Origin of the sequence: Stenotrophomonas sp. 704A1 (assembly GCF_030549525.1) — a bacterium.
GTDB lineage: Bacteria > Pseudomonadota > Gammaproteobacteria > Xanthomonadales > Xanthomonadaceae > Stenotrophomonas > Stenotrophomonas tuberculopleuritidis.
Genome location: NZ_CP130831.1, coordinates 1344337 through 1364185, shown reverse-complemented (window position 1 = coordinate 1364185; position 19849 = coordinate 1344337). Strand labels below are relative to the sequence as shown.

General features: G+C 64.0%; 17 protein-coding genes. 9 read left to right on the top strand and 8 right to left on the bottom strand.

Going from position 1 to position 19849, the window contains the following annotated elements:
- The first annotated feature begins 18 nt into the window (after window positions 1–18).
- From Q5Z10_RS06330 to map, 4 genes are all read left to right on the top strand, one after another.
- Window positions 19–2226, top strand: coding sequence for a TonB-dependent siderophore receptor (locus tag Q5Z10_RS06330; RefSeq protein ID WP_303638404.1), 2208 nt, complete (start codon window positions 19–21; stop codon window positions 2224–2226).
- A 155-nt stretch (window positions 2227–2381) separates the two neighbouring features.
- Window positions 2382–2741, top strand: a complete 360-nt coding sequence (locus Q5Z10_RS06325) for a bleomycin resistance protein (protein WP_303638403.1) — start codon at window positions 2382–2384, stop codon at window positions 2739–2741.
- Window positions 2742–2804: 63 nt separating this feature from the next.
- Window positions 2805–3017, top strand: coding sequence for a ParD-like family protein (locus Q5Z10_RS06320; protein ID WP_303638402.1), 213 nt, complete (start codon window positions 2805–2807; stop codon window positions 3015–3017).
- 7 nt (window positions 3018–3024) lie between these two features.
- Entirely contained in the window at window positions 3025–3807 is a 783-nt protein-coding gene (gene map, locus Q5Z10_RS06315) for a type I methionyl aminopeptidase (RefSeq protein WP_303639147.1), read from the top strand.
- On the opposite strand, the gene Q5Z10_RS06310 is transcribed toward map, so the two are convergent.
- Entirely contained in the window at window positions 3804–3947 is a 144-nt protein-coding gene (locus Q5Z10_RS06310; protein WP_303638401.1) for a hypothetical protein, read from the bottom strand. The genes map and Q5Z10_RS06310 overlap by 4 nt on opposite strands.
- Before the next feature lie 222 nt (window positions 3948–4169).
- Between Q5Z10_RS06310 and Q5Z10_RS06305 the strand changes: the two genes are divergently transcribed.
- The 4 genes from Q5Z10_RS06305 to Q5Z10_RS06290 are packed head-to-tail and all read left to right on the top strand — an operon-like array spanning window position 4170 to window position 8830.
- Window positions 4170–5528 (top strand): TolC family protein, encoded by a 1359-nt coding sequence (locus Q5Z10_RS06305; RefSeq protein ID WP_442758955.1) that lies wholly within the window; start codon window positions 4170–4172, stop codon window positions 5526–5528.
- Window positions 5521–6534 (top strand): HlyD family secretion protein, encoded by a 1014-nt coding sequence (locus Q5Z10_RS06300; protein ID WP_303638400.1) that lies wholly within the window; start codon window positions 5521–5523, stop codon window positions 6532–6534. Before Q5Z10_RS06305 ends, Q5Z10_RS06300 begins: the two co-directional genes overlap by 8 nt.
- Window positions 6519–7706, top strand: a complete 1188-nt coding sequence (locus Q5Z10_RS06295; RefSeq protein ID WP_303638399.1) for an ABC transporter permease — start codon at window positions 6519–6521, stop codon at window positions 7704–7706. Before Q5Z10_RS06300 ends, Q5Z10_RS06295 begins: the two co-directional genes overlap by 16 nt.
- Window positions 7703–8830 (top strand): ABC transporter permease, encoded by a 1128-nt coding sequence (locus tag Q5Z10_RS06290; RefSeq protein ID WP_303638398.1) that lies wholly within the window; start codon window positions 7703–7705, stop codon window positions 8828–8830. The genes Q5Z10_RS06295 and Q5Z10_RS06290 overlap by 4 nt, the downstream gene beginning before the upstream one ends.
- Before the next feature lie 5 nt (window positions 8831–8835).
- Here the strand turns inward: Q5Z10_RS06290 and Q5Z10_RS06285 are convergent, their stop codons facing one another.
- The 7 genes from Q5Z10_RS06285 to Q5Z10_RS06255 form a co-directional block, all read right to left on the bottom strand.
- A complete protein-coding gene (locus Q5Z10_RS06285; protein ID WP_303638397.1) occupies window positions 8836–10122 on the bottom strand; it encodes a hypothetical protein in 1287 nt (428 codons plus the stop codon).
- Window positions 10123–10340: 218 nt separating this feature from the next.
- Window positions 10341–10703: a glycine zipper 2TM domain-containing protein gene (locus Q5Z10_RS06280; RefSeq protein WP_303638396.1), complete on the bottom strand. Its 363-nt coding sequence runs from the start codon at window positions 10701–10703 to the stop codon at window positions 10341–10343.
- Window positions 10704–10862: 159 nt separating this feature from the next.
- Window positions 10863–13085, bottom strand: coding sequence for a methyl-accepting chemotaxis protein (locus tag Q5Z10_RS06275; protein WP_303638395.1), 2223 nt, complete (start codon window positions 13083–13085; stop codon window positions 10863–10865).
- Window positions 13086–13750: 665 nt separating this feature from the next.
- Complete coding sequence (locus tag Q5Z10_RS06270; RefSeq protein WP_303638394.1) at window positions 13751–13864, bottom strand: toxin C-terminal domain-containing protein; 114 nt, start codon at window positions 13862–13864, stop codon at window positions 13751–13753.
- Between the two features lie 6 nt (window positions 13865–13870).
- A complete protein-coding gene (locus Q5Z10_RS06265; protein WP_303638393.1) occupies window positions 13871–16354 on the bottom strand; it encodes a hemagglutinin repeat-containing protein in 2484 nt (827 codons plus the stop codon).
- A gap of 350 nt (window positions 16355–16704) precedes the next feature.
- Window positions 16705–17004, bottom strand: a complete 300-nt coding sequence (locus Q5Z10_RS06260; RefSeq protein WP_303638392.1) for a hypothetical protein — start codon at window positions 17002–17004, stop codon at window positions 16705–16707.
- Between the two features lie 20 nt (window positions 17005–17024).
- Window positions 17025–18854 (bottom strand): hypothetical protein, encoded by a 1830-nt coding sequence (locus Q5Z10_RS06255; RefSeq protein WP_303638391.1) that lies wholly within the window; start codon window positions 18852–18854, stop codon window positions 17025–17027.
- Between the two features lie 140 nt (window positions 18855–18994).
- Here Q5Z10_RS06255 and Q5Z10_RS06250 point away from each other — a divergent pair, with 140 nt between their 5' ends.
- Window positions 18995–19609 (top strand): hypothetical protein, encoded by a 615-nt coding sequence (locus Q5Z10_RS06250; protein WP_303638390.1) that lies wholly within the window; start codon window positions 18995–18997, stop codon window positions 19607–19609.
- Window positions 19610–19849: the final 240 nt, after the last annotated feature.

Below are 19849 nucleotides of genomic sequence, written 5' to 3'. Positions count from 1 at the left end.
TGTAACAGAGGCTCCCTCATGAATCAGCAGTCCTCTGGCGCCCTGCGCCGGAACGTTCTCGCCTTGTCGCTCGCCTGCACCATTGCACCGGCCTTCGCCCAGGACAGCGCCCCGACCACCACCGAGCTGGACCGGGTGATGGTCACCCAGCGTACCGAGGGCTACCAGGTGTATGGCACCAACACCGCCACCAAACTGCCGCTGACCCTGCGCGAAACACCGCAGTCGCTGACCGTGTTCACCCGCCAGCGCATCGAGGATTTCAACCTCATCACCATTTCCGAGGTGCTGCAGCAGACCCCGGGCGTCACTGTCCAGTCGTATGACAGCAACCGCACGTTGTTCAACGCGCGCGGCTTTGCCATCAACAACTTCATGTTCGATGGCATTCCCACCAACTACACCACCGGCGCCGGCGGCAACTCGATCCTCAGCGACACCTCCATCTACGAGCGCATCGAAGTGGTGCGCGGCGCCAGCGGCCTGGTGACCGGCTCGGGCAACCCGTCGGCCACGGTGAACATGGTGCGCAAGCGCCCGACCGAGACGTTCCAGGCCAGTACCAGCCTCAGTGCCGGTTCGTGGGATTACAAGCGCGCCGAAGTGGATGTGTCCGGCCCGCTCAGCAAGGGTGGCCGCGTGCGTGGCCGCTTCGTCGGCGCCTACACCGACAAGGAAAGCTGGGTGCGCTTCCAGCATGACAGATCGCCCAGCCTGTACGGGGTGATCGAGGCCGACCTGACCGACAGCACCCGCCTGCGCGCCGGCATCGACTACCTGAAGACCGGCTCCGATGGCGGCGCCTGGAGCGCCTCGCCGCTGTACTTCCGCGATGGCAGCCGCGCGCGGATGCCGCGTTCCTACAGCGCCGCAGCGCGCTGGAACGAATGGAACCGCGAAAGCACCAACTACTTCGCAACGCTGGAACAGCAGTTCGGCGCCGGCTGGAGCGGTCGCCTGGCCTACAACCATCGCGCCACCGATACCGACTCGCTGCTGCTGGCCGGTTCCAACACCGGCAACTGGGCCGACCCGGTCAGCGGCCTGGGCCTGCGCATTGCCGATACCTATTCGGTCTCGGAAACGCGCGAGGATGCCTTCGACCTGTATGCGTCGGGACCGCTCCAGCTGTTCGGCCGATCGCACGAACTGGTGGTGGGCATCAACCACTACGACCGCGACCTGGACACGATCCGCGCCGGCATCACCTCGCGCCCGTACAACATCGCTGCCTTCCCCAGCATCTTCAGCTGGGACGGCAACATCGGCAAGCCGACCACGTACAACAACGGCATTCCGTTGAATACGGTGAACACCACCGAGACCGGCTACTACGCCGCCGTGCGCCTGAACCCGATCGATCCGCTGAAGATCATCGCCGGCGCGCGCTATTCCGATTACCGCACCACCACCGACAACTACAACGCCGACGGCGTGTTCACCAACCGCAGCGCGCGCACCACCGCGCACGAACTGACCCCGTACCTCGGCGTGCTGTACGACCTCAGCAGCAGCATCACCGCCTTCGCCAGCTATTCGGACGTGTTCCAGGCGACCGCGCGACGCGACATCAACAACCAGCTGCTGGACCCGACCACCGGCGGCAACTACGAGTACGGCCTGAAGGGCGAGTTCTTCGGTGGCCGCCTGTACGCCGCGTTGAACGGCTTCTACATGAAGCAGGACAACGTGGCCGAACTGGATCCGAACGGTGGCGAGATCAAGCTGCCCGATGGCAGTTCGCCGTACATCGCCAGCAAGGGCATCACCACCCAGGGCGGCGAGTTCGAAGTGTCCGGCTCGATCACCGACCACTGGAGCATGACCGGCGGCTACACCTACAGCTACAGCAGCAATCCCGATGGCAGCCGCTTCGCCAGCACCAGCCCGATGCACCTGGCGCGCTTCAACACCACCTGGACCCATGGCCCGTGGACGCTGGGCGGGGGTGTCAGCGTGCAGAGCGAGATCTACCAGATGCAGCCCATTCCCACCGGTCGCTTCACTGCCACCGGCGCGCCGGTCACGGCCACCGGCAGGATGAGCCAGGGCGGCTACGTGCTGTTCGACCTGATGGGCCGCTACCGCATCAACGACAACCTGAGCGTGGGCGTGACGGTGACCAACCTGTTCGACAAGGTCTACTACCGCAACGTCGGCTTCTTCAATGCCGGCTACTGGGGCGAACCGCGCCGGGTGCTGTTCAACCTGCGCGCGAAGTTCTGAGCGAGCGGCCGCATGCCCGAACCGCTGCACGGCCGGATGGCCGGCGCAGCGACGGCCTGGCATGAGCAGCGGGCAGCGCTGGCCGCCATCGCCACGGTGCCCGCCGCCCCTGGGCGGCGGCACTACACTGGGGCTCAGCCACCGGAGCCACCAGCATGCCCCAGACCGTCATTCCGCAGCTGCGCATGCGCCACGCCGATGCCAGCCTGCCGTTCTACGTGCAGGGGCTGGGCTTCGTGATCGACTGGGAGCACCGCTTCGGGCCCGGTTTCCCGCTGTTTGCGCAGTTGACCCGCGACGGCCAGACGATCTTCCTGACCGAGCACAGCGGCGACTGCGACGTCGGCGGCGCGGTGTATTTCCTGGTCTCCGATGTCGACGCGCTGCATCGCGCGTTCAGTGCGGCGGGCGTGGCCATCGAGCAGCCACCGCACGACACCGAGTGGGGCAGCCGCGAGATGCTGCTGATGGACCCGGACCGCAACCGGCTGCGCTTCGCCACCCACGCCGGCTGACCGGGCTTGATCGGGAATATATGAATCATATACGATTCATATATTCCCGTTCGAGATCCGCCCATGGGCATCGTCAACATCGATGACACCCTGCATGACCAGCTGCGTCGTGCCTGCACCGTCTCCAACCGCTCGATCAACGCCCAGGCCAGCTTCTGGATCCGGGTCGGCATGCTGTGCGAGATGAACCCCACCCTGACCTTCCAGGACATCGTCGCCAGCGAACTGCGTGCGGCCGGGGTGCAGCCGCAGGCCCTGGCACCCGGGCGGGCCTGAGATGGCGATGGTCAAGCGCGCCGACGAGATCGAACGGCTCGCCGCGTCCGGGCGCCTGCTGGCGCGGGTGTTCGCGATGCTCGATGCATTGCCGCTGCAGGGACGCAGCACGCTGGACATTAACACCCTCGTCGAGCGCATGATCGTCGACGAGCTGCACGCGCGCCCCGCCAGCAAGGGCCAGTACGGGTTCCCGTACGTGCTCAATGCTTCTGTCGACAACGTGGTCTGCCATGGCGTGCCCTCCGCCGACGAGGTGCTGCGCAGCGGCCAGATCGTCAACCTGGACATCACCCTGGAGAAGGACGGCTACATCGCCGATTCCAGCACCACCTACCTGGTCGGCGACGTGGCCCCGGCCGCGCGCAGGCTGGTGCAGGTCAGCTACCAGGCCATGTGGAAGGGCATCGCGGCGGTCCGCCCGGGCGCACGGCTGGGCGACATCGGCCACGCCATCGCCCGCCATGCGCGCAGCCATGGCTACAGCGTGGTGAAGGAATACTGCGGCCACGGCATCGGCCGGGAGATGCACGAGGAACCGCAGATCCTGCACTACGGCCACCCCGGCACCGGCATGGCGCTGGAGGAAGGCATGGTGTTCACCATCGAACCAATGCTCAACCAGGGCCGGCCGGCCATCCGCCAGCAGCCGGACCAGTGGCCGGTGTACACCCGCGACGGCAAGCTGTCCGCACAGTTCGAACACACCGTGGCGGTCACCCGCAGCGGCGTGCGCGTGCTGACCCTGCGCGCAGGTGAAACGCCGCTGTGCGCAGTGGAGCATGGCTAGCGCCGGCGCAGCGACGGCAGCAGCACCCGCACTACCCGTACCCGCGCCAACGCCAGCGCAGCCGCGTATCGGCAGGCGATCCAGCATTCCACCTGGAACAGGCGGACGTGCGCAGCGGAATGCAGGTCATGGCGGAGCATCGCTCAGCCCTGCGGATCGGGACTGATCCGCAGCGTCGCACCAGCGTCCTGCGCTCTCGGCAGCTGCTGCCGCAGGCCGGCCGGCAGGGTGCGTGGTGCATCCCCTACAGCGGCTTCACGGCAGATCCACTATTTTTTGCCGACTCTTTACGGATGACGGGACCCGACGTGCACTGGCCTCGCTTTTCTCCACGGCTGCGACGCGCACGCGGGCCCCTGCTGATCTGCGCCACGCTGCTGTCCGGTGCTGCGTTCGCGCAGGCCGCATTCGATGCCGCGCAGCAGCCCGCACTGGACTGGGAACAGGCACGCCAGCGACTGGAACAGGTCTCCGATGCGCTGGCCGCCGCCGATGCCGGCGTGCGCAACAAGCAGGAACTGCAGGACGCCACCCGTCTGCTGCGCCTGCCGGAGATCACCGGCGAAGTGCGCCGGCTGCAGTTCCAGAAGACCCTCACCCTGCCGCTTGGTTCGCTCGCTCCGGTCGCCGAAGCCTATGGCATCGACTCGCCGCTGTCGTTCACCGAACGCGACTGGCGCACCCGGCCGGTCGTCACCGCCGTCCTGCCGCTGTATACCGGCGGCCTGATTCCCGCCGCGCAGCGTGCTGCCGGCGCCGCCAGCGAACAGGCCAGCGCCGAGCGCGAGGCACAACGCCAGTCGCTCACCGTGCAGCTGGCCCAGGCCTATTTCGGCCAGCGCCTGGCCGAGCAGGCAGTGGACGTGCGCCGCGAGGTGCGCGATGGCCTCAACCGCCACCTGTCCGACGCAGAGAAGCTGGAACGCGAGGGCTTCGCCACCCGCGCGCAGCGCCTGCAGGCCACCGTGGCCCGCGACAAGGCCGAGCGCGAATACCAGAAGACGGTGAACGACCTGGCCACGCTGAAAGCCGCGCTGGCCACCCTGCTGCGCAGCGGCGGCGAGGTGCGGCCGGTGTCGCCCTTGTTCGTGCACCGTTCCGCGCTGGAGCCGGTGGCCAGCTTCGAGCGCACCGCGCAGGCCCGCCAACCCCAGATCGCGCGCCTGCGGGCGATGGTCGCGCAGGCCGAACAGGGCGTGCGCGTGCAGCAGGCCAAGCTCAAACCCACCGTGTTCCTGTTCGGCCAGTACGACTTCCGTCGCCGCGACGAGATGCTGACCGACCCGGACTGGGCGTTCGGCATCGGCCTGAAGTACACCTTCCTGTCGCCCAGTTCGCGGCCGGCACAGATCGCAGCCGCACGCGCCCAGCAGGAACAGGCCGAAGCCGGCCTGCGCGAGGCCGAAAACCAGGTCGCGCTGGGCGTGCGCAAGGCATGGAACGAACTGGAAACCGCGCGCCAGCAGTTCGTGCTGCTGGACAGCAGCATCGCCCAGGCCGACGAGAACCTGCGCCTGCAGACGCTGGCATTCCGCGAAGGCCAGGCGACGTCGCTGGATGTGATCGATGCCCGGCTGGGGCTGGGCGGCGCCCGCGTCGAGCGCGCCCAGGCCGCCTACCAGTACGACGTCGCCTTGGCACAATTGCTGGAGGTCAGTGGACAGATGGACCGCTTCGAGGAATTCCGGCGGCGTGCAGACGAGGTGATCGATCATGAGTGATGTGTTGCACGACGAGGCAACCACGCCCCCCGGCAAGCGCCGGCTGGGCCCGATCCTGGCGGTGGTGCTGCTGCTGGTCGTGGCACTGGGCCTGTGGCTGGCCTGGCGCGGCCCGGCCGACCAGATCCAGGGCATGGCAGACGCCGACACCCTCAACGTGTCCGCCAAGATCACCGCACGCGTGGCCGAACTGAAGGTGCGCGAGGGCGACCGCGTGCAGCCCGGCCAGGTGCTGTTCCTGCTCGACAGCCCCGAAGTGGCGGCCAAGGAACAGCAGGCGCACGGTGCTCTGGCTGCGGCACAGGCGGTGGCCGACAAGGCCGCCGAGGGCGCACGCAGCGAAGACATCCGCGCGGCCGAGGCCAACTGGAAGCGCGCCGAAGCCGGCGCGACCCTGGCCGATTCAACCTACCGGCGCGTGCAGAACCTGTTCAATGAAGGCGTGATGACCCGGCAGAAGCGCGATGAAGCGCTGGCGCAGTCGCAGAGTTCGCGCGAACTGGCGCGCGCCGCCCGCGCGCAGTACGACATGGCGCTGGCTGGTGCCCGCGACCAGGACAAGCGCGCCGCGCAGGGCCAGGTGCAGCAGGCCCAGGGCGCGGTGGCCGAGGTCAATGCCGCACGTGCCGAAGTGGAAGGCCGTGCACCGGTGGCCGGCGAGATCAACAAGCGCATGGCCGATCCGGGTGAACTGGTGCCGGCCGGCTTCCCGGTGTTCACCCTGGTCGACATCGACCGCATGTGGGTGTCGATGAACCTGCGCGAATCGCAGATGCAGGGCCTGAAGGTCGGCAGCAAGCTGCAGGGCAGCGTGCCGGCACTCGGCAAGGACGGCGAGTTCGAGGTCTACTTCATCAATCCCGCAGGCGACTACGCCACCTGGCGCACCACCCGCCAGTCATCGGGCTATGACGTGCGCAGCTTCGAAGTGCGGGTGCGCCCGGTACGCCGCATCGAGGGCTTCCGCCCCGGCATGAGCGTGCTGTTCGCATGGCCGCAGCACTGAACACCCGCCGCAGCAGCGTCGCCAGCTCATGGCAGCGCGAACTGCGCCGGTTGCGCAGCAACCGCGCAGACCTTGCACTGGTCACCGTGCTGCCGCTGCTGATGCTGGTGGTGATGGCGTGGATGTTCTCCGCATCGGTGATGCGCGATGTGCCGATTGCCGTGGTCGACCATGACCACAGCAGCGACAGCCGCCTGCTGCTGCGCATGCTCGATGCCAGCCCCGGCGTGCGCATCGCCAGCCAACCAGCCGATATGGAGGAGGCGCGCGCGCAGCTGCAGCGGCTGCAGGTGTTCGCGGTGGTGCTGGTGCCGCGCGACGTCACCCGGCAGGCCCTGCGCGGCCGGCAGGGCACGGTGTTTTCCTATTACAACGCCACCTACATGACCACCGGCCAGTCTGCCGCGCGCGATATCGGCGATGCGGTCTCGGCATGGAACGCGCGGCTGCTGCGTGAGCGCATCGGCCTGCAGGTCGGGCCGGGCAAGCTGCGCGCGGCGCCCATCGCGGTGCAGTCGGACATCCTGTTCAATCCTGCACGCAGCTACGAACTGTTCCTGCTGCCGTTGATCTTCCCGGCGGTGCTGTCGCTGGTGCTGGCACTGGCCGTGGCCGGCAGCCTGGGGCGCGAGATCCGCGACGGCACCCTGCCCGCCTGGCTGGGCGATGCACCAGGGTCGGCCATCGCCGGCAAGGTGCTGCCGTACGTGCTGCTGTTCTCGTTGTACGGCGCGCTGGGCGCGGCCTACCTGGCCTGGCTGCGTGGCGACGGCATCGCTGGCAGCGTGCTTCTGCTGCTGCTCGCGCAGCCGCTGTTCTACCTGGCCACCGCGGCCTATGCGCTGTTCTTCGTCGGGGTCACCCGTGACATGGGTACGGCGCTGTCCGCGGTGGGCCTGAGCATCGGCACCGCGCTGGCGTTCTCGAGCGCCACCTTCCCGGTGATCGGCGCGCCACTGTTCACCCGCGTCTGGCACCTGCTGCTGCCGCTCAGCGCCTACATCAAGCTGCAGACCCAGCAGCAGTTCATCGGCTCGCCGCTGGCGGTGTCGTTGTGGCCGATGGCCACGCTGCTGTTGATGATCGTGGTTGCCGGTGGCCTCGGTGGCTGGCGCCTGCTCGCATACGCGCGCACCGCACCGGCGCAGCAGCCTGCCGGAGCCGACGCATGAGTACCGTCTGGCGCAGCCTGCGGCAGACCTGGATGGCCGTGCTCTGCGACCGCTACGCCATCGTGGTGATGATCGGCGCGGTGGTGCTGTACTCGTTCTTCTACCCCGCCGCGTATCGCCACCAGGTGGCCGGCGACCTGCCTATCCTGGTGGTCGACGAAGACCACAGCAGCACCAGCCGCGAGCTGCTGCGCACGCTCGACTCGCTGCGCGTGGCCAAGGTGGTCGGGCAACCGGCCGACCTCGACAGCGCGCGCCGGCAGCTGGAAGCGGGCCATGCCGAAGGCATCGTGCTGGTGCCGGCCAACCTGGAGCGCGACATCCTGCGTGGCCAGCCCGCGAAACTGGTCCTGCTGGGCAACGGCGCCTATCTGGGCCGTGCCAGCTGGGTGCTCGGCAGCATCGCCGACGCACTGGCGGCCTTCGGCCGGGATGCGGCGGTCACCCAGGCCGCCTTCATGGGTGCCCCGCAGGCGCCACCAATCACGCTGGTGCAGCGACCGCTGTACAACACCCAGGAAGGCTACGGCAGCGCGATCGTGCCGGGCGTGGCCGAACTGATCGTGCACCAGACGCTGCTGATGGGCATTGGTGTGCTGCTCGGCGGCCGCCGCCTGCAACTCGGGCGGCGCCTGCGTTTCGACCTGCCCACGCTGGGCGGCATGGCACTGGGCTTCGGCCTGATCGGCCTGTTCGGGTTGTTCTGGTACGCCGGTTTCACCGCCTGGGTGCAGGACTATCCGCGGGGCGGCAATCCGGTCGGGCAGCTGCTGGGCGGCACCCTGTTCATCGCCGCCACGGTGGCCTTCGGCCTGTTCGTCGGCAGCTTCTTCCGCACCCGCGAACGCGCCTTCCAGTACATCATCGCCACGTCCATTCCGCTGTTCTTCCTGGCCAGCCTGTCGTGGCCAGCGGTGATGACCCCACGCCCACTGGTGTGGCTGGCGCAGCTGCTGCCGACCACCTCCGGCATCAACCTGATGGTGCGCCTGAACCAGATGGACGCCAGCCTGGCCGAGGTCAGCCACGAGCTGATCACCCTGGCGGTGCTGCTGGTGCTGTACGGCGCCCTCGCCCTCTGGCGCCTGCACAGCCCAGAGGCAACAGAGGGAATCAGGTCGTAACCCGTTTACGGTTCCGGTGCGTACCAGAACGGGATGCTGTATTCGCGCCGACGGCTGGGGCCACGTTCGCCGCCGTCCGCGTTCCAGACCAGTCGCAGGTCATGCCGGCCCGGCTTCAGGTCCGCCATCGGCAGATAGCCCACCAGCCCGCGCATGTCCAGGTCGCGGCGTTCCATCGGCACGAAATCGTGCAGGTCGACCTTGCCGCCATCCAACTGCACCGTCCACAGCGTGGCCATGCAGTCCACCGCTGCTGTCGCGGCCAGTGCACCCTGCGCTTCGTTGCGGGCACCACCCGCGCAGCGCTGTCGTGCCACCGGGTTGTCACGCTGCGGGCGATGGGGAATGAACAGGCGCAGCCGTGATGCACTGATGGTATCGGCCGGAATCATCGGATAAGGCAGCAACTGGTCATGCGCCGAGCGCAGCGATTCGTAGTGCGCGCCCAGCATGCCGTGGTTCACTGCTTCCTCGGTCAGCACGCTGTAGCGGTTGAACAGCGAGAACGTCATCGAGCCGTAGACCTGCAGGGCAGCCAGCACCATCGCCAGCATGACCGCCGAGATATAGATCACCGTGAACGAGCGACCGCGCAGGTTGCTCTGCAGGGTCCACTGCATGGTCTGCAGCAGGCGCAGCATCGGTACCCGCTGCAGGCCAGCCAGCAGAGAGTGAAGTCGCTTCTCCTGCCGCGTTGTCTCCAGGCCGCGCGCGCGACGCCGCGCGATCGACTTCTCCAGCAGCATCGGCGCCATCGCCAGAGCGAGCAGGCAGAGCATCAACAGCGCAACGATGCCCAGCGCGATGCGATCCACATCGCCAAAGGCGGCGCCGATGGCCAGCGCCACGCCAAGCGAGACAATGGCCACCACCAGCGTGCCGGCCAGGGTCTGCACGCACAGCAGCGTGGTCGAGAACAGCAAGGTGGCAAGCCGGTCCGCGCGTTCAATGGTGCCGTCCAGCCCGCCGTCGCGCTGCTGCAGAAACCTGCGTGAGAACGGCCCCAGCATCGTCAACCGATCCCAGTCGATACCCTGGGGGAAGTGCGATTTCAGGCCGATCAGGCCGATCCAGTAGCCGCGCACCGCCAGGTGGATGATCAAGGCCACCGCCAGCACGTAGCACATGCCGACGCCGATGCTGAAGGCGAACCACAGCGCCTGGAAGTAGACGCCTTCGGTATGCAGGCTGCTACGCGCCCACGCATCGAACAGGTATCCCGGCACGGCGAGCAGTGCGAAGGCGAGCAGGCCGGAAATGAACAGTTCCAGCTCATCGGTACGGTCGCGCACGCGGGAGTAGCTGGCTGTCGTGCGAGGCAGGGCATCGGCAACATCAGACGGTTCCCGGCGGTCTACAGCGCTGGACTCGTTCACTGGCGATTCATCCCTGGAGGTCGGCGCAGTATAGGCATGCTCCCTGCCCCACGGAACGGGTCCGGAAACGGAGAACGCCGGCACAGGGCCGGCGTTCGGGGTACAGCAGTGTGGAAGGGGTATCACATGGAGGATCAGCGATAGACGCGCTCGCAGCGGCGCTCGACCACGCGGTCGCCGGTCTTGTTCTGGTGGTTGCCCTGGATCTGCCTGCCGGCGGCACCACCGGCCACCGCACCGGCCACCGTGGCCAGCTTCTTGCCGTTGCCGCCGCCCACCTGGTTGCCGAGCAGGCCGCCGATCACCGCGCCTGTCGCGGTACCGGTGATGCGGTTGGGATCACGCGAGTTGCGCTGCACCTCGACGTTCTTGCAGACCACGCGGCTGCCGTCGTTGAACTTGCGGCCTTCATCACGCGGGCCATAGGTCTGCGCGCCGGCAACCGACGAGGCCGCCAGCAGGGTGCCCAGCAGCAACACGCGAATGGAAGTGTTCATGGCCGTCTCCTGTGTTCCGATATGGCGCAAGTGTCTGCCTGGCGATGGCAACTGAAGGTGAAATCCACGTCCCTGCCAATTCAACGGCCATCCTCGGTTCAGAAACAAAATGCGCCCATCGCGACCAGCCATCGCGATGGGCGCCGTCTCCCACCCGGCTCAGAACTCTTCCCAACCGCCCGTATTGGCCGCCAGCGTCGGGGCGCCACGCGGCGGCAGCGCGGTCATGCGCCGGACCGGCGGCACCGTCGCTGCCACGGCAGCCAGCATCGGCTTGACCGCCGCCGCTGCCGTCGAGGCACCGGTGCGGAACACCGACACCGCCTCGGCCAGCAGGCTGGCCTGTTCTTCCATCGACCGCGCAGCCGCGCTGGCCTCTTCCACCAGCGCGGCGTTCTGCTGGGTGGTCTCGTCCATCTGCATCACGGTCTGGTTGACCTGCTCGATGCCCGAGCTCTGCTCCTGCGAGGCGGCGGAGATCTCGGCCATGATGTCGGTGACCCGCTGCACCGAGGCGACGATATCGCCCATCGTCGCGCCGGCCTGGCGCACCAACACCGAGCCATCGGCCACCTTGCCCACCGACTCCTCGATCAGGCCCTTGATCTCCTTGGCCGCACCGGCCGAGCGCTGCGCCAGCGTGCGCACCTCGCTGGCCACCACCGCGAAGCCGCGACCCTGCTCGCCGGCGCGTGCGGCCTCCACTGCCGCGTTCAAGGCCAGGATGTTGGTCTGGAACGCGATGCCGTCGATCACGCTGATGATCTCGGCGATCTTCTTCGAGGACGCCTCGATGGCCGTCATGGTGGTCACCACCTGCCCGACCACCTCGCCGCCCTGCGAGGCCACCCCATGGGCCCCGATCGCCAGCTGGTTGGCCTGGCGCGCGTGCTCGGCGTTCTGCTTCACCGTGGACGTCAGTTCTTCCATCGATGCCGCGGTTTCTTCCAGGTTGGCCGCCTGCTGCTCGGTGCGGCGCGACAGATCGGTGTTGCCGGACGCGATCTCGCCCGCGGCCAGGTTGATGCTGGCCGCACTGGACTGGATGCGGCCGACGATCTGGGTCAGCTGCTCGACCGTCGCATTGCAGTCATCGCGCATGCGGGCGAACACACCGTGGAAATCGCCCTGCATGCGTACGGTCAGGTCGCCACGCGAGATCGCCTGCAGCAGGCTGGAGACCTGCACCAGGTTCTCGTCGGTGGTCTGCATCAACCGGTTGAGCCCGGCCACCATTTCGCGGAAGTCGTGCTCGAATCGGGCCTCGTCGCCGCGCAGGCTGAAGTCGCCAGCGGCGGCGGCCGTCGCCAGCCGCCGGATCTCATCGTTGATCGCCGACAGGCTGGCCTTGGTCTCGTCCATCGCCTGGGTGATCGCAGCCTTCTCGCCTGGCAGCGTATCCATGTCCACCGACAGGTCACCGCGTGCGTAGTGCTTCATCACCTCGATCAGGCGGTTCTGCACCTGCACGTGCGAGCCCACCAGCGCGTTGGTGTCATGCACCATGCGCCCGTAGTCGCCGGGGAAGGCGCTCTCGTCCATGCGGTAGCTCAGACTGCCGTCGTCATGCTGCCGGGCCATCTCGCCCTGCGCGGCCATCACCGCCTGCAGTTGGCCCTGCATGCGCTGCATCGACTTCAGCAACTGGGTCACTTCGTCGTTGCCGGAGGCATCGATGACGTTGTCCAATCGACCATTGGCTATGCCATCGGCCAGCTTCACCGCGCCCGCCAAGGGGCGCGTCAGACTGCGGGTGATGGCCCAGGCGGCCAACGCGCCAAGCAGCAGGCTCAGAACGCCGAAGGCGATGGACAGCGTGCCGGTCCACGCCTCGGTGGCGCGGTATTCCCCACGGCTGCGCTCGGTCAACGTTTCCTGGTGCCGCAGCAGGCTGGAAATGGCGCCATTCCATGCCGACGCCAGGCTGTGCTCAGCCAGCAGCTCCTTTGCCGCACCATCGTAATCACCTGCCTGCATCCGCGCATGCAGCTGCGCGGTGGAGGCATCGGTGGCCTTGCGTGCCGCCGCGATCTGCGCCACCAGTTTATCGCCGGTGGCATCGCGCGGAATCTTTACGTACTTGTCCCATATGCCGTCGTAGGTACGGCCCAGTTCCAGCGCACGCTGGTAATCCCTGTCGACCTCCTCGCCGCGCTTGATCACCATCAACCGGCGATGCATCAGCATCGCGTTGTTGGTATCGAGCATGTCATTCAACAGCCGCATCTTGACCATGTTCACGCCCACCACTTTCTCGAACTGGGCGGACTTCAGATGGTTTCCGTACAACACCAGGCCGACGATGGCCAGGATGAACAGCAACAGCAGACCGAAGCCGGCGGCAAGCCGGGAACCCACACGGAGGTTGCGTAAGGCGAGCATCTCAATTCCCTTGATCGTGGCCCTATATCGGTGGCGGCACGGGGTGGGGAAACTTTAAGGGCGTTTTACGCTGAAACCCTCACAAATGTGAATCGGCTCAAACAGCCTTCCACATGCACCGACCCGCCCGCTCTGTTGGCAGGTAATCGTTAGAAGTATCTCCAGCCCGACGACAGCGCGCCTCGTGAAAACACGCCACTTTTCCTCAACGGCAAAGTCGGGCTACCTGATGCCCTGTTGACTTGTGGAAATCACTGCAGACCGACTCTTGGCAGCTGCCGGCGGCACCGAACAAGCCGCTAAGAAGTGCCCCAACCTTAGGACGCCATTGCGCCAGGAAACTCATCGGTGAAAAACCGTGTTTCTTCATCCTTTGCAGACCATTTTCTGAGCAGCGTCGAGGCGGCAGACCAGTCAGAGGCAATGACACTCAAGAAGCAGCCCAGAAAGAAAGACTGAGGAAATACCTAGCACTAAGCGTCATCACCGAAATAGAACAGCACGCACTTCCCTCCATCTTTCCCAACCAAGCTTATCGGCCGAACGGTATCACCACCATCAACTGAAATCTCTACATACATACCTTGATCCTCAAAAGTCATAAGCTCCTCAATTAAATCCTTGATTGTCTTACCACGAACTACCCAAGAAGACCCACTCAAAGTTCACCCCCCTATCCTTTTCAAACTGGAATCAAACGTACCAAGCCGGGTATCTCGGCTACCTAGCGCCTTCACCGATTTCGCTGCCTTCCAGGCACCACCATTATGGCCATCCACATCCCTTTAAATAAATATCTTTCCATTCGTAAAGACAAGCTCACCATCGTGAGCAGTCTCCTTTACACGCCTAAAGCCCAAAGCCGTGGCAGCGGCAGTCGCCTCCTTATTCGTTGCATAGACTGGCCCAGACGTCGCTCGCGGCAGTGCTTCGGAACTGCCCGCCTTCGCCCCCTTCCCGAAGCCTCCGCTCCCTTCGATTATGGTAACAGCGCCATATTTTCGAAGCAGTACCTTCGCAAGTCTAAGCCCCAGCTCAGCTGACGATTCCTTCGAGAAGAGGCCGTACTGATCAATCGTCCTGTCAAGATTCCCAGTCCACTCCGCCAGTGCAGCTACAGTGTGTTCCTGGGGCAGGATATAGACCGGCTGGATCCCCCCGTTCTCAAATATCAGCTCACGATAGGCACGTCCATTCATGGAGTGGGCAAACGAAGAAAGCGCCTCGCTACTGCGGCCGAGATCATCGAACAGGCCAAGCTCTCCGGGCCACGAGCCGTACTTGTAGGAGACGGCCGCATTGACAAACGCCTGACACGCGGGGCTCGCTGAGTTCGCAGTGCACACCGAGAGCAGCTCGTAATCCATTCTCTCCGACAATTGCTTGGCAACGTCGCGCACCGCCTTCTGGCATGACGTGTCGCCGCCGCACTCGTCGAGCTGCTGCTTCAGTACACGAGCCTGGTCCTCTGTAAGGAAGTTGTTCTCAACCGAATTCCTGGCAATCCCCGCATTCAACGCGATCTCAGCCAGATCCTGCCCCGACAGCCCACCTGCCAGCGCTCCCACCGCTTGTGATAGCGCCAGAACCGCCTCCCTTTGCTGCGGGCTGAGATTCGCCGGGTTGCCGCCGAACAACGTGTCCGTCAGGACCTTGGCTGCCAACTCACCACCACCGGCCACCAACGCCCCACTCCCCGCCTTGCCACCATTGGCCTCAGCCAACAGCGCGCCCAGCAGCGCGTGTGACAGCATCTGCATGGCCTCGCTAGGCGCAGCACTCTGCTTGTTCGGATCAAAGGTCTTGCCGATCAGTTCAGCCGCATACGGCGCCAGCGCGTTGGAGCCCAGCTGACCCAGCCCCTGCCCTTCAACACCACCGACCAACGCGCTGGTCACCGCGCTCAGGGCACGGCCGTACTCACCGCCATCACCCCATTTCTTCGCATCGTTATAGGCTTGGCTGTTTGCCGTCAGCACCTTATCGCGTTGCGCTGCGCTAAGTGCATTAAATGCTTTTTTATCGTCGGTTGACAGGCCATCGTAGTACGCCTGGGTTGCCTTCTTGCTCTGATAGGCTTGAACGTCCCAGGCAATCTGCTGGCTGGTGGCCATCACCGTCCCCGCCGCAGCCGCCATCGCCTGCTGGTCCGCTAGCAGCTTGCTCGCATCCGGCAATGCCTCCAGCGCGCGATGCGCTCCACTGGCATCGGTGTTGATGCCCAGCTCGGCCGCCGACGTCTGTTTGCCACCGATGGTGATGTTGCCCACGGTCAAGGTGGCCAAGATGGAGCTGCTGTCGCTGCCCTTTTTCATCATCGGCAGGCCCGGACCACCTCGGGGTGCGACCGTTCCCGGCTTGGGCGTCCAGCCATCCATCTGCCCGCCCGTACCACCACTGATGCTGCCGGAGTTGGCCGTGTAGTCCATGTGGTTCTGCAGGTCGGTGAACGTCAGCGAGCCCGCAGTCAGTTCACTGTTGCCCGCATGGGTGCTGGCAATCGCACCGCCCACCAGGTTCACGTGGCCGGCATCGACGTGGTACCCGCCATTGCCGGCGAACAGGCCGCTCTGCTGGCCAACACCCTGGTAGCTGCCGCTGGCCTTGCCTGCACTGGCATACCCGTCAGCATTCCATGCGGTGCCGATCGACACCTGCACGCGGCCACCCACCTGGCTGTTCCTGGACATGCTCTGGGCGATGTCCTGCAGCGATTCGATGGTCAGCGTCCCGCCGGTCTTGACGTCGATTCGGTCAGCGGTCGCCGTGGCGCCACGCAGCGTGGTATCGCCCTCCGCCTTCATCGAAATGTTCTTGCCGGTCAGCGTGGTGTTCTGCCAGGTAGTGCTGTCCGAGTTCGCTTTGCTGCTGCCCACGCTGGCTTCGGCATACACGTACACGCCCGTCTGCGCGCCCACCACAGCGCCGACGCCCACTTCAGCGCCAGCAGTGCTGCTCTTGCTGCGGTCTGCCATGTGCGCCTTACCTGCTTGCAGCAGGATGTCGCCCGCCGAATCCAGGCTGAGCGTGTTGCCCGCGCTCAGGTTGCCCTGCACCACGTGGATGTCGGCCGTGGTGCCGGTCAGGTTGACGTTGCCGCCGCCCTGGATGGTCGAGCCGCGCGAGACCGTGCTGCTGCCATCGGCGCTGCTGTTGGCCGTCTTGAAGCCGATGCCGGCTTCAGCCCGCTGCGACTGCAACTTGCTGGAGAAGCAATTGCCTGCCTCGGCCCAGAACTCCAGTCCCGCGAATTCTGCTTGAACAAGCACATGCTTCCGGAATGCATGACCGTCTTAGATTTTCTGAGCAATCAATTGAGCACGAGGCGTTGCCGCATCGACTGGGCTTTAGACTCCCGTAGCGTTCACTTCCCGGCTGGCGGTGGCGTTCTTATCGAATGTTATGAACCAACGAAGTTTGACGAAATCATGCTGCGACAACGTTAATGGCAACTCGACTGCATCGCGCGAGATTCCGGGCGACTACAGATCTGCCCATCCCGTGCAATGCTCGACCTCACGCCAAACCAAGACTATTGATCAGAAACTCCAGCAGCTCAGCGCATCGCCACACTCCCCAACCAACACAGCAACGACTAAATTCATCCACGATGACACCATCAACTCATAGTGCGAGCCATTTCGATATCAAATCTAAACGAAGCGGGTAATTTTCTATTCATTCTTAAATAATCAGCTATCGAGGAAACCGAGAAGTCTTCGACACCACTGGACGAAACCTCCACTTCGACGATTGATGAGCGATCCACCATCAAAACAAAGTACTCCTCCGCCTGACCAAAGTGATGATGAAGAACCACGACGGTTTGGAAGCCACCTAATTCCGCAATAAGCCGCTTCCTGATCAAATCCCCGTCCGGGGAATTAATCCAGCCACTTGTTGATTTCAGCCTATTCACGACCAAATCCCTATTCATATTCAGATACCCGGAAATGCGGTGACTATATTCCCATACTTGTCACTCATAGTGGTTATAAAGTTTGTAGGAGCGTTCCCTTTAAGATAATCAGAACCCACAATCCTGCCCATATCAACGCGCCGGATATATAAATATCCGTGACTCTTACTCTCCACAACTTCAACAATCGGGGAGCTAACGAGCCTCCGGCTTTGCAGAACCCCCCTAAGCTCGGCCTCGGATATGCTGAACTGACTCTTGTTTAGCTTTCCACTGAGGTGCTGCTTAATAATATGAATCATTCCGAATTTGCTATTGCCAGATGCGAGATTTATTCGGGATTGCACACTACCTGTTATAGGATTATTCACCACATCAACCAGACCGACTACTGTCCTTGCATTAGCCCCGGCCTTTTTGCCCGCACTTTTGACGACCTGTGACGCTAACGTCTCCGCGACCTCCGCTGCGACCTTCCCACCCGGGAGCTTGGTAGCGATTAACAGAGGAATTGCCGCAAGGCCCGCAGACTCGCCATCCCCCTGGGCCAGACTCTTGATGAAACTCCCCAACCCGCCAATTTCACCACTGAAAGTCTCGAGAATTCCTACGCCGTCCCTACCGCGCGCACTCGTGGCCAACTCAGCCAATTGCAGATTGTAGTCTAGCCTCACAGCTGCCTCTGTCATACCTCCCTCCCGAAGGGCGGTGGTAAGCAGATCGAATTCGTTTCTACGACTTCCTAGCAGATCCTTGTACAAGCTATGATCACTGCGCCGCCCGCTATCCAGCTCGATTAGTCCCTCATGCTGCTCGCCATCTGGTCCGACGAACGTCATCGGGTGCGAGCCAATGAAGCTGGACGCCGCACCGTCCGAGTCATAATCTCCATATATTGCATCTACACGCGCATAAGCTTCGCGCAACAAGCGCCCCCTCGCCTGCCTTACCTGATCAGCGCTACATATCTCCCCGCACCCGAAGAGCAGAGCGGCAAACTCCTCTGCTTTCCCGGCTAGGAAATTGATTTCATCAGGGTGCAACTGACGATTGAACCGATCTCCCAGCAACGCGACCGCTGCACCATCACTGCCACCTATCACGCCCCCCAGTGCAGCACTGGCCAACTCAATCAAACTGTTGAACTCAGCACTGCGCGGATCCATTCCCTGCCCCGTAAGGAACCTGATCATCGCGTCCTTGGCCAGCTCGGAACCGGCTGCGCCAGCTGCAGCGCCACCAATATCTCCACCGCTCAATGCCGCCACCGCTGCGCCGGTCAGGCCATGCAACAACACTTTGTTGCGTCCGCCCTCACCCCACTGCTCAATCCGCCGAAGCGCATCGACCTCGGCCTCGGCATCGCCATTGGCACGCGCCACTTCCAGGTCTGCATTTGCCTGGGCAGTCTTGTTTGCGGCCAGGTTGCCGATCACTTCAAAGCCGATGGCACCCAGCATCTGGGTCAGTTCCTGCCTCTCCTGCACCTTTCTCTCGTCAAAGATCGGCGCAAAGCCATTGGCGTTGTCCAAGCCCGTCACGCCACGCTGCAAACCTGCCAGTGCGGAGTCGTCACCGCTGCGGATCTCGACCGTTCCATCTGCCAAGCCACTGCGAGTTGTGGAACTCTTGCTGTCCCCTGTCGGCAGACCGGGCACCAGTGACGGATCGAACGAGAAGCCATCCGAGGGATTGCCACCGCCGCTTGTACCGCCACTGACGGACGCAGAAAGGAACTCGGCACGATTCTTCAGCTCCTCGAACGACAGGCTGCCCGTAGATAGCTGATTCTTGGACGGATCGGCAGTACTGCCGATCACAGCACCAGCGAGGTGGGTATTGCCCCCCACCTGCAGCTGGAATCCACCGCTACCCGCCGCGATTCCTGTCTGCTCGCGAACACTGCGATAGTCACAGATACTCCAATGCGCCACGAGACGTCCCGACTTCAGCGGACGAAGCGACTGACGCAGGTGGTGCTTTCCCACCCTTGGCCAAGGCTCCGCCCTTAACACCCGCAGCACTTGTGATCAGTGCGGGAGAACTCGCTTCTACTGCTGATCGCCTGAGAACGAATCAGCAGTTGCGGGCCGCGCTTCCCAAGAATCTGTACACCGATAGTGACGAAGCAACCATCGGGTTGTTCGAGAAGAACTTCAGAGCGAACGCGGGATCCTTCGGCTACACAAGCGTCGCCAACATCAGGGATGTCAGTATCAGCGACAAATCATTGACGCCGTCACTGAGCGACATTGAACTCCGGGAGTATCGCCAGAGGCCTGACATCAAATCTGAATCCAGCGCGAGTGACTTTGTTCGCCTGATATGGGCCTACCTTATTGCCCTCTATCAGGCTTCGGAGATGAGCAAGCCCAAGGGCCACCACCCAGGGTTCCTGCTCCTGGACGAGCCTGGCCAGCACTCGATGAGTCAGGAGAGTCAGCGGGCACTGTTCAAAGCACCCATTGCATCTCCAAACCTTCAGAGCATCGTCGCGGCGTCGTTCGATGAGTCCCCCACCATTTTCAGCTACGTGACAGACGGCGTCGCTCACAAACCTATCTCGTGGGAAGGGAAGCTCATTGCCCCACTTGATATTTCCTAGCATCTATCGAACGGAAATCCATGCAGTTGGGTATGTTCAACAGCAATCCGCGCGAATGTGGACGGCAGTCATATCAGGCAAGGAATTAGCACATACGCGCACGGCACGCCACGGAAGAAGCTTACCCCCGAGGATCTTGCCAAGCCCTACAAACGCGACGTGGAGATGCACCAACGCATCCACAAGGAGACCGAGTTCACGCAGCAATCGCTTCTTCTGTCCAGGCAGATCATCTCGGGC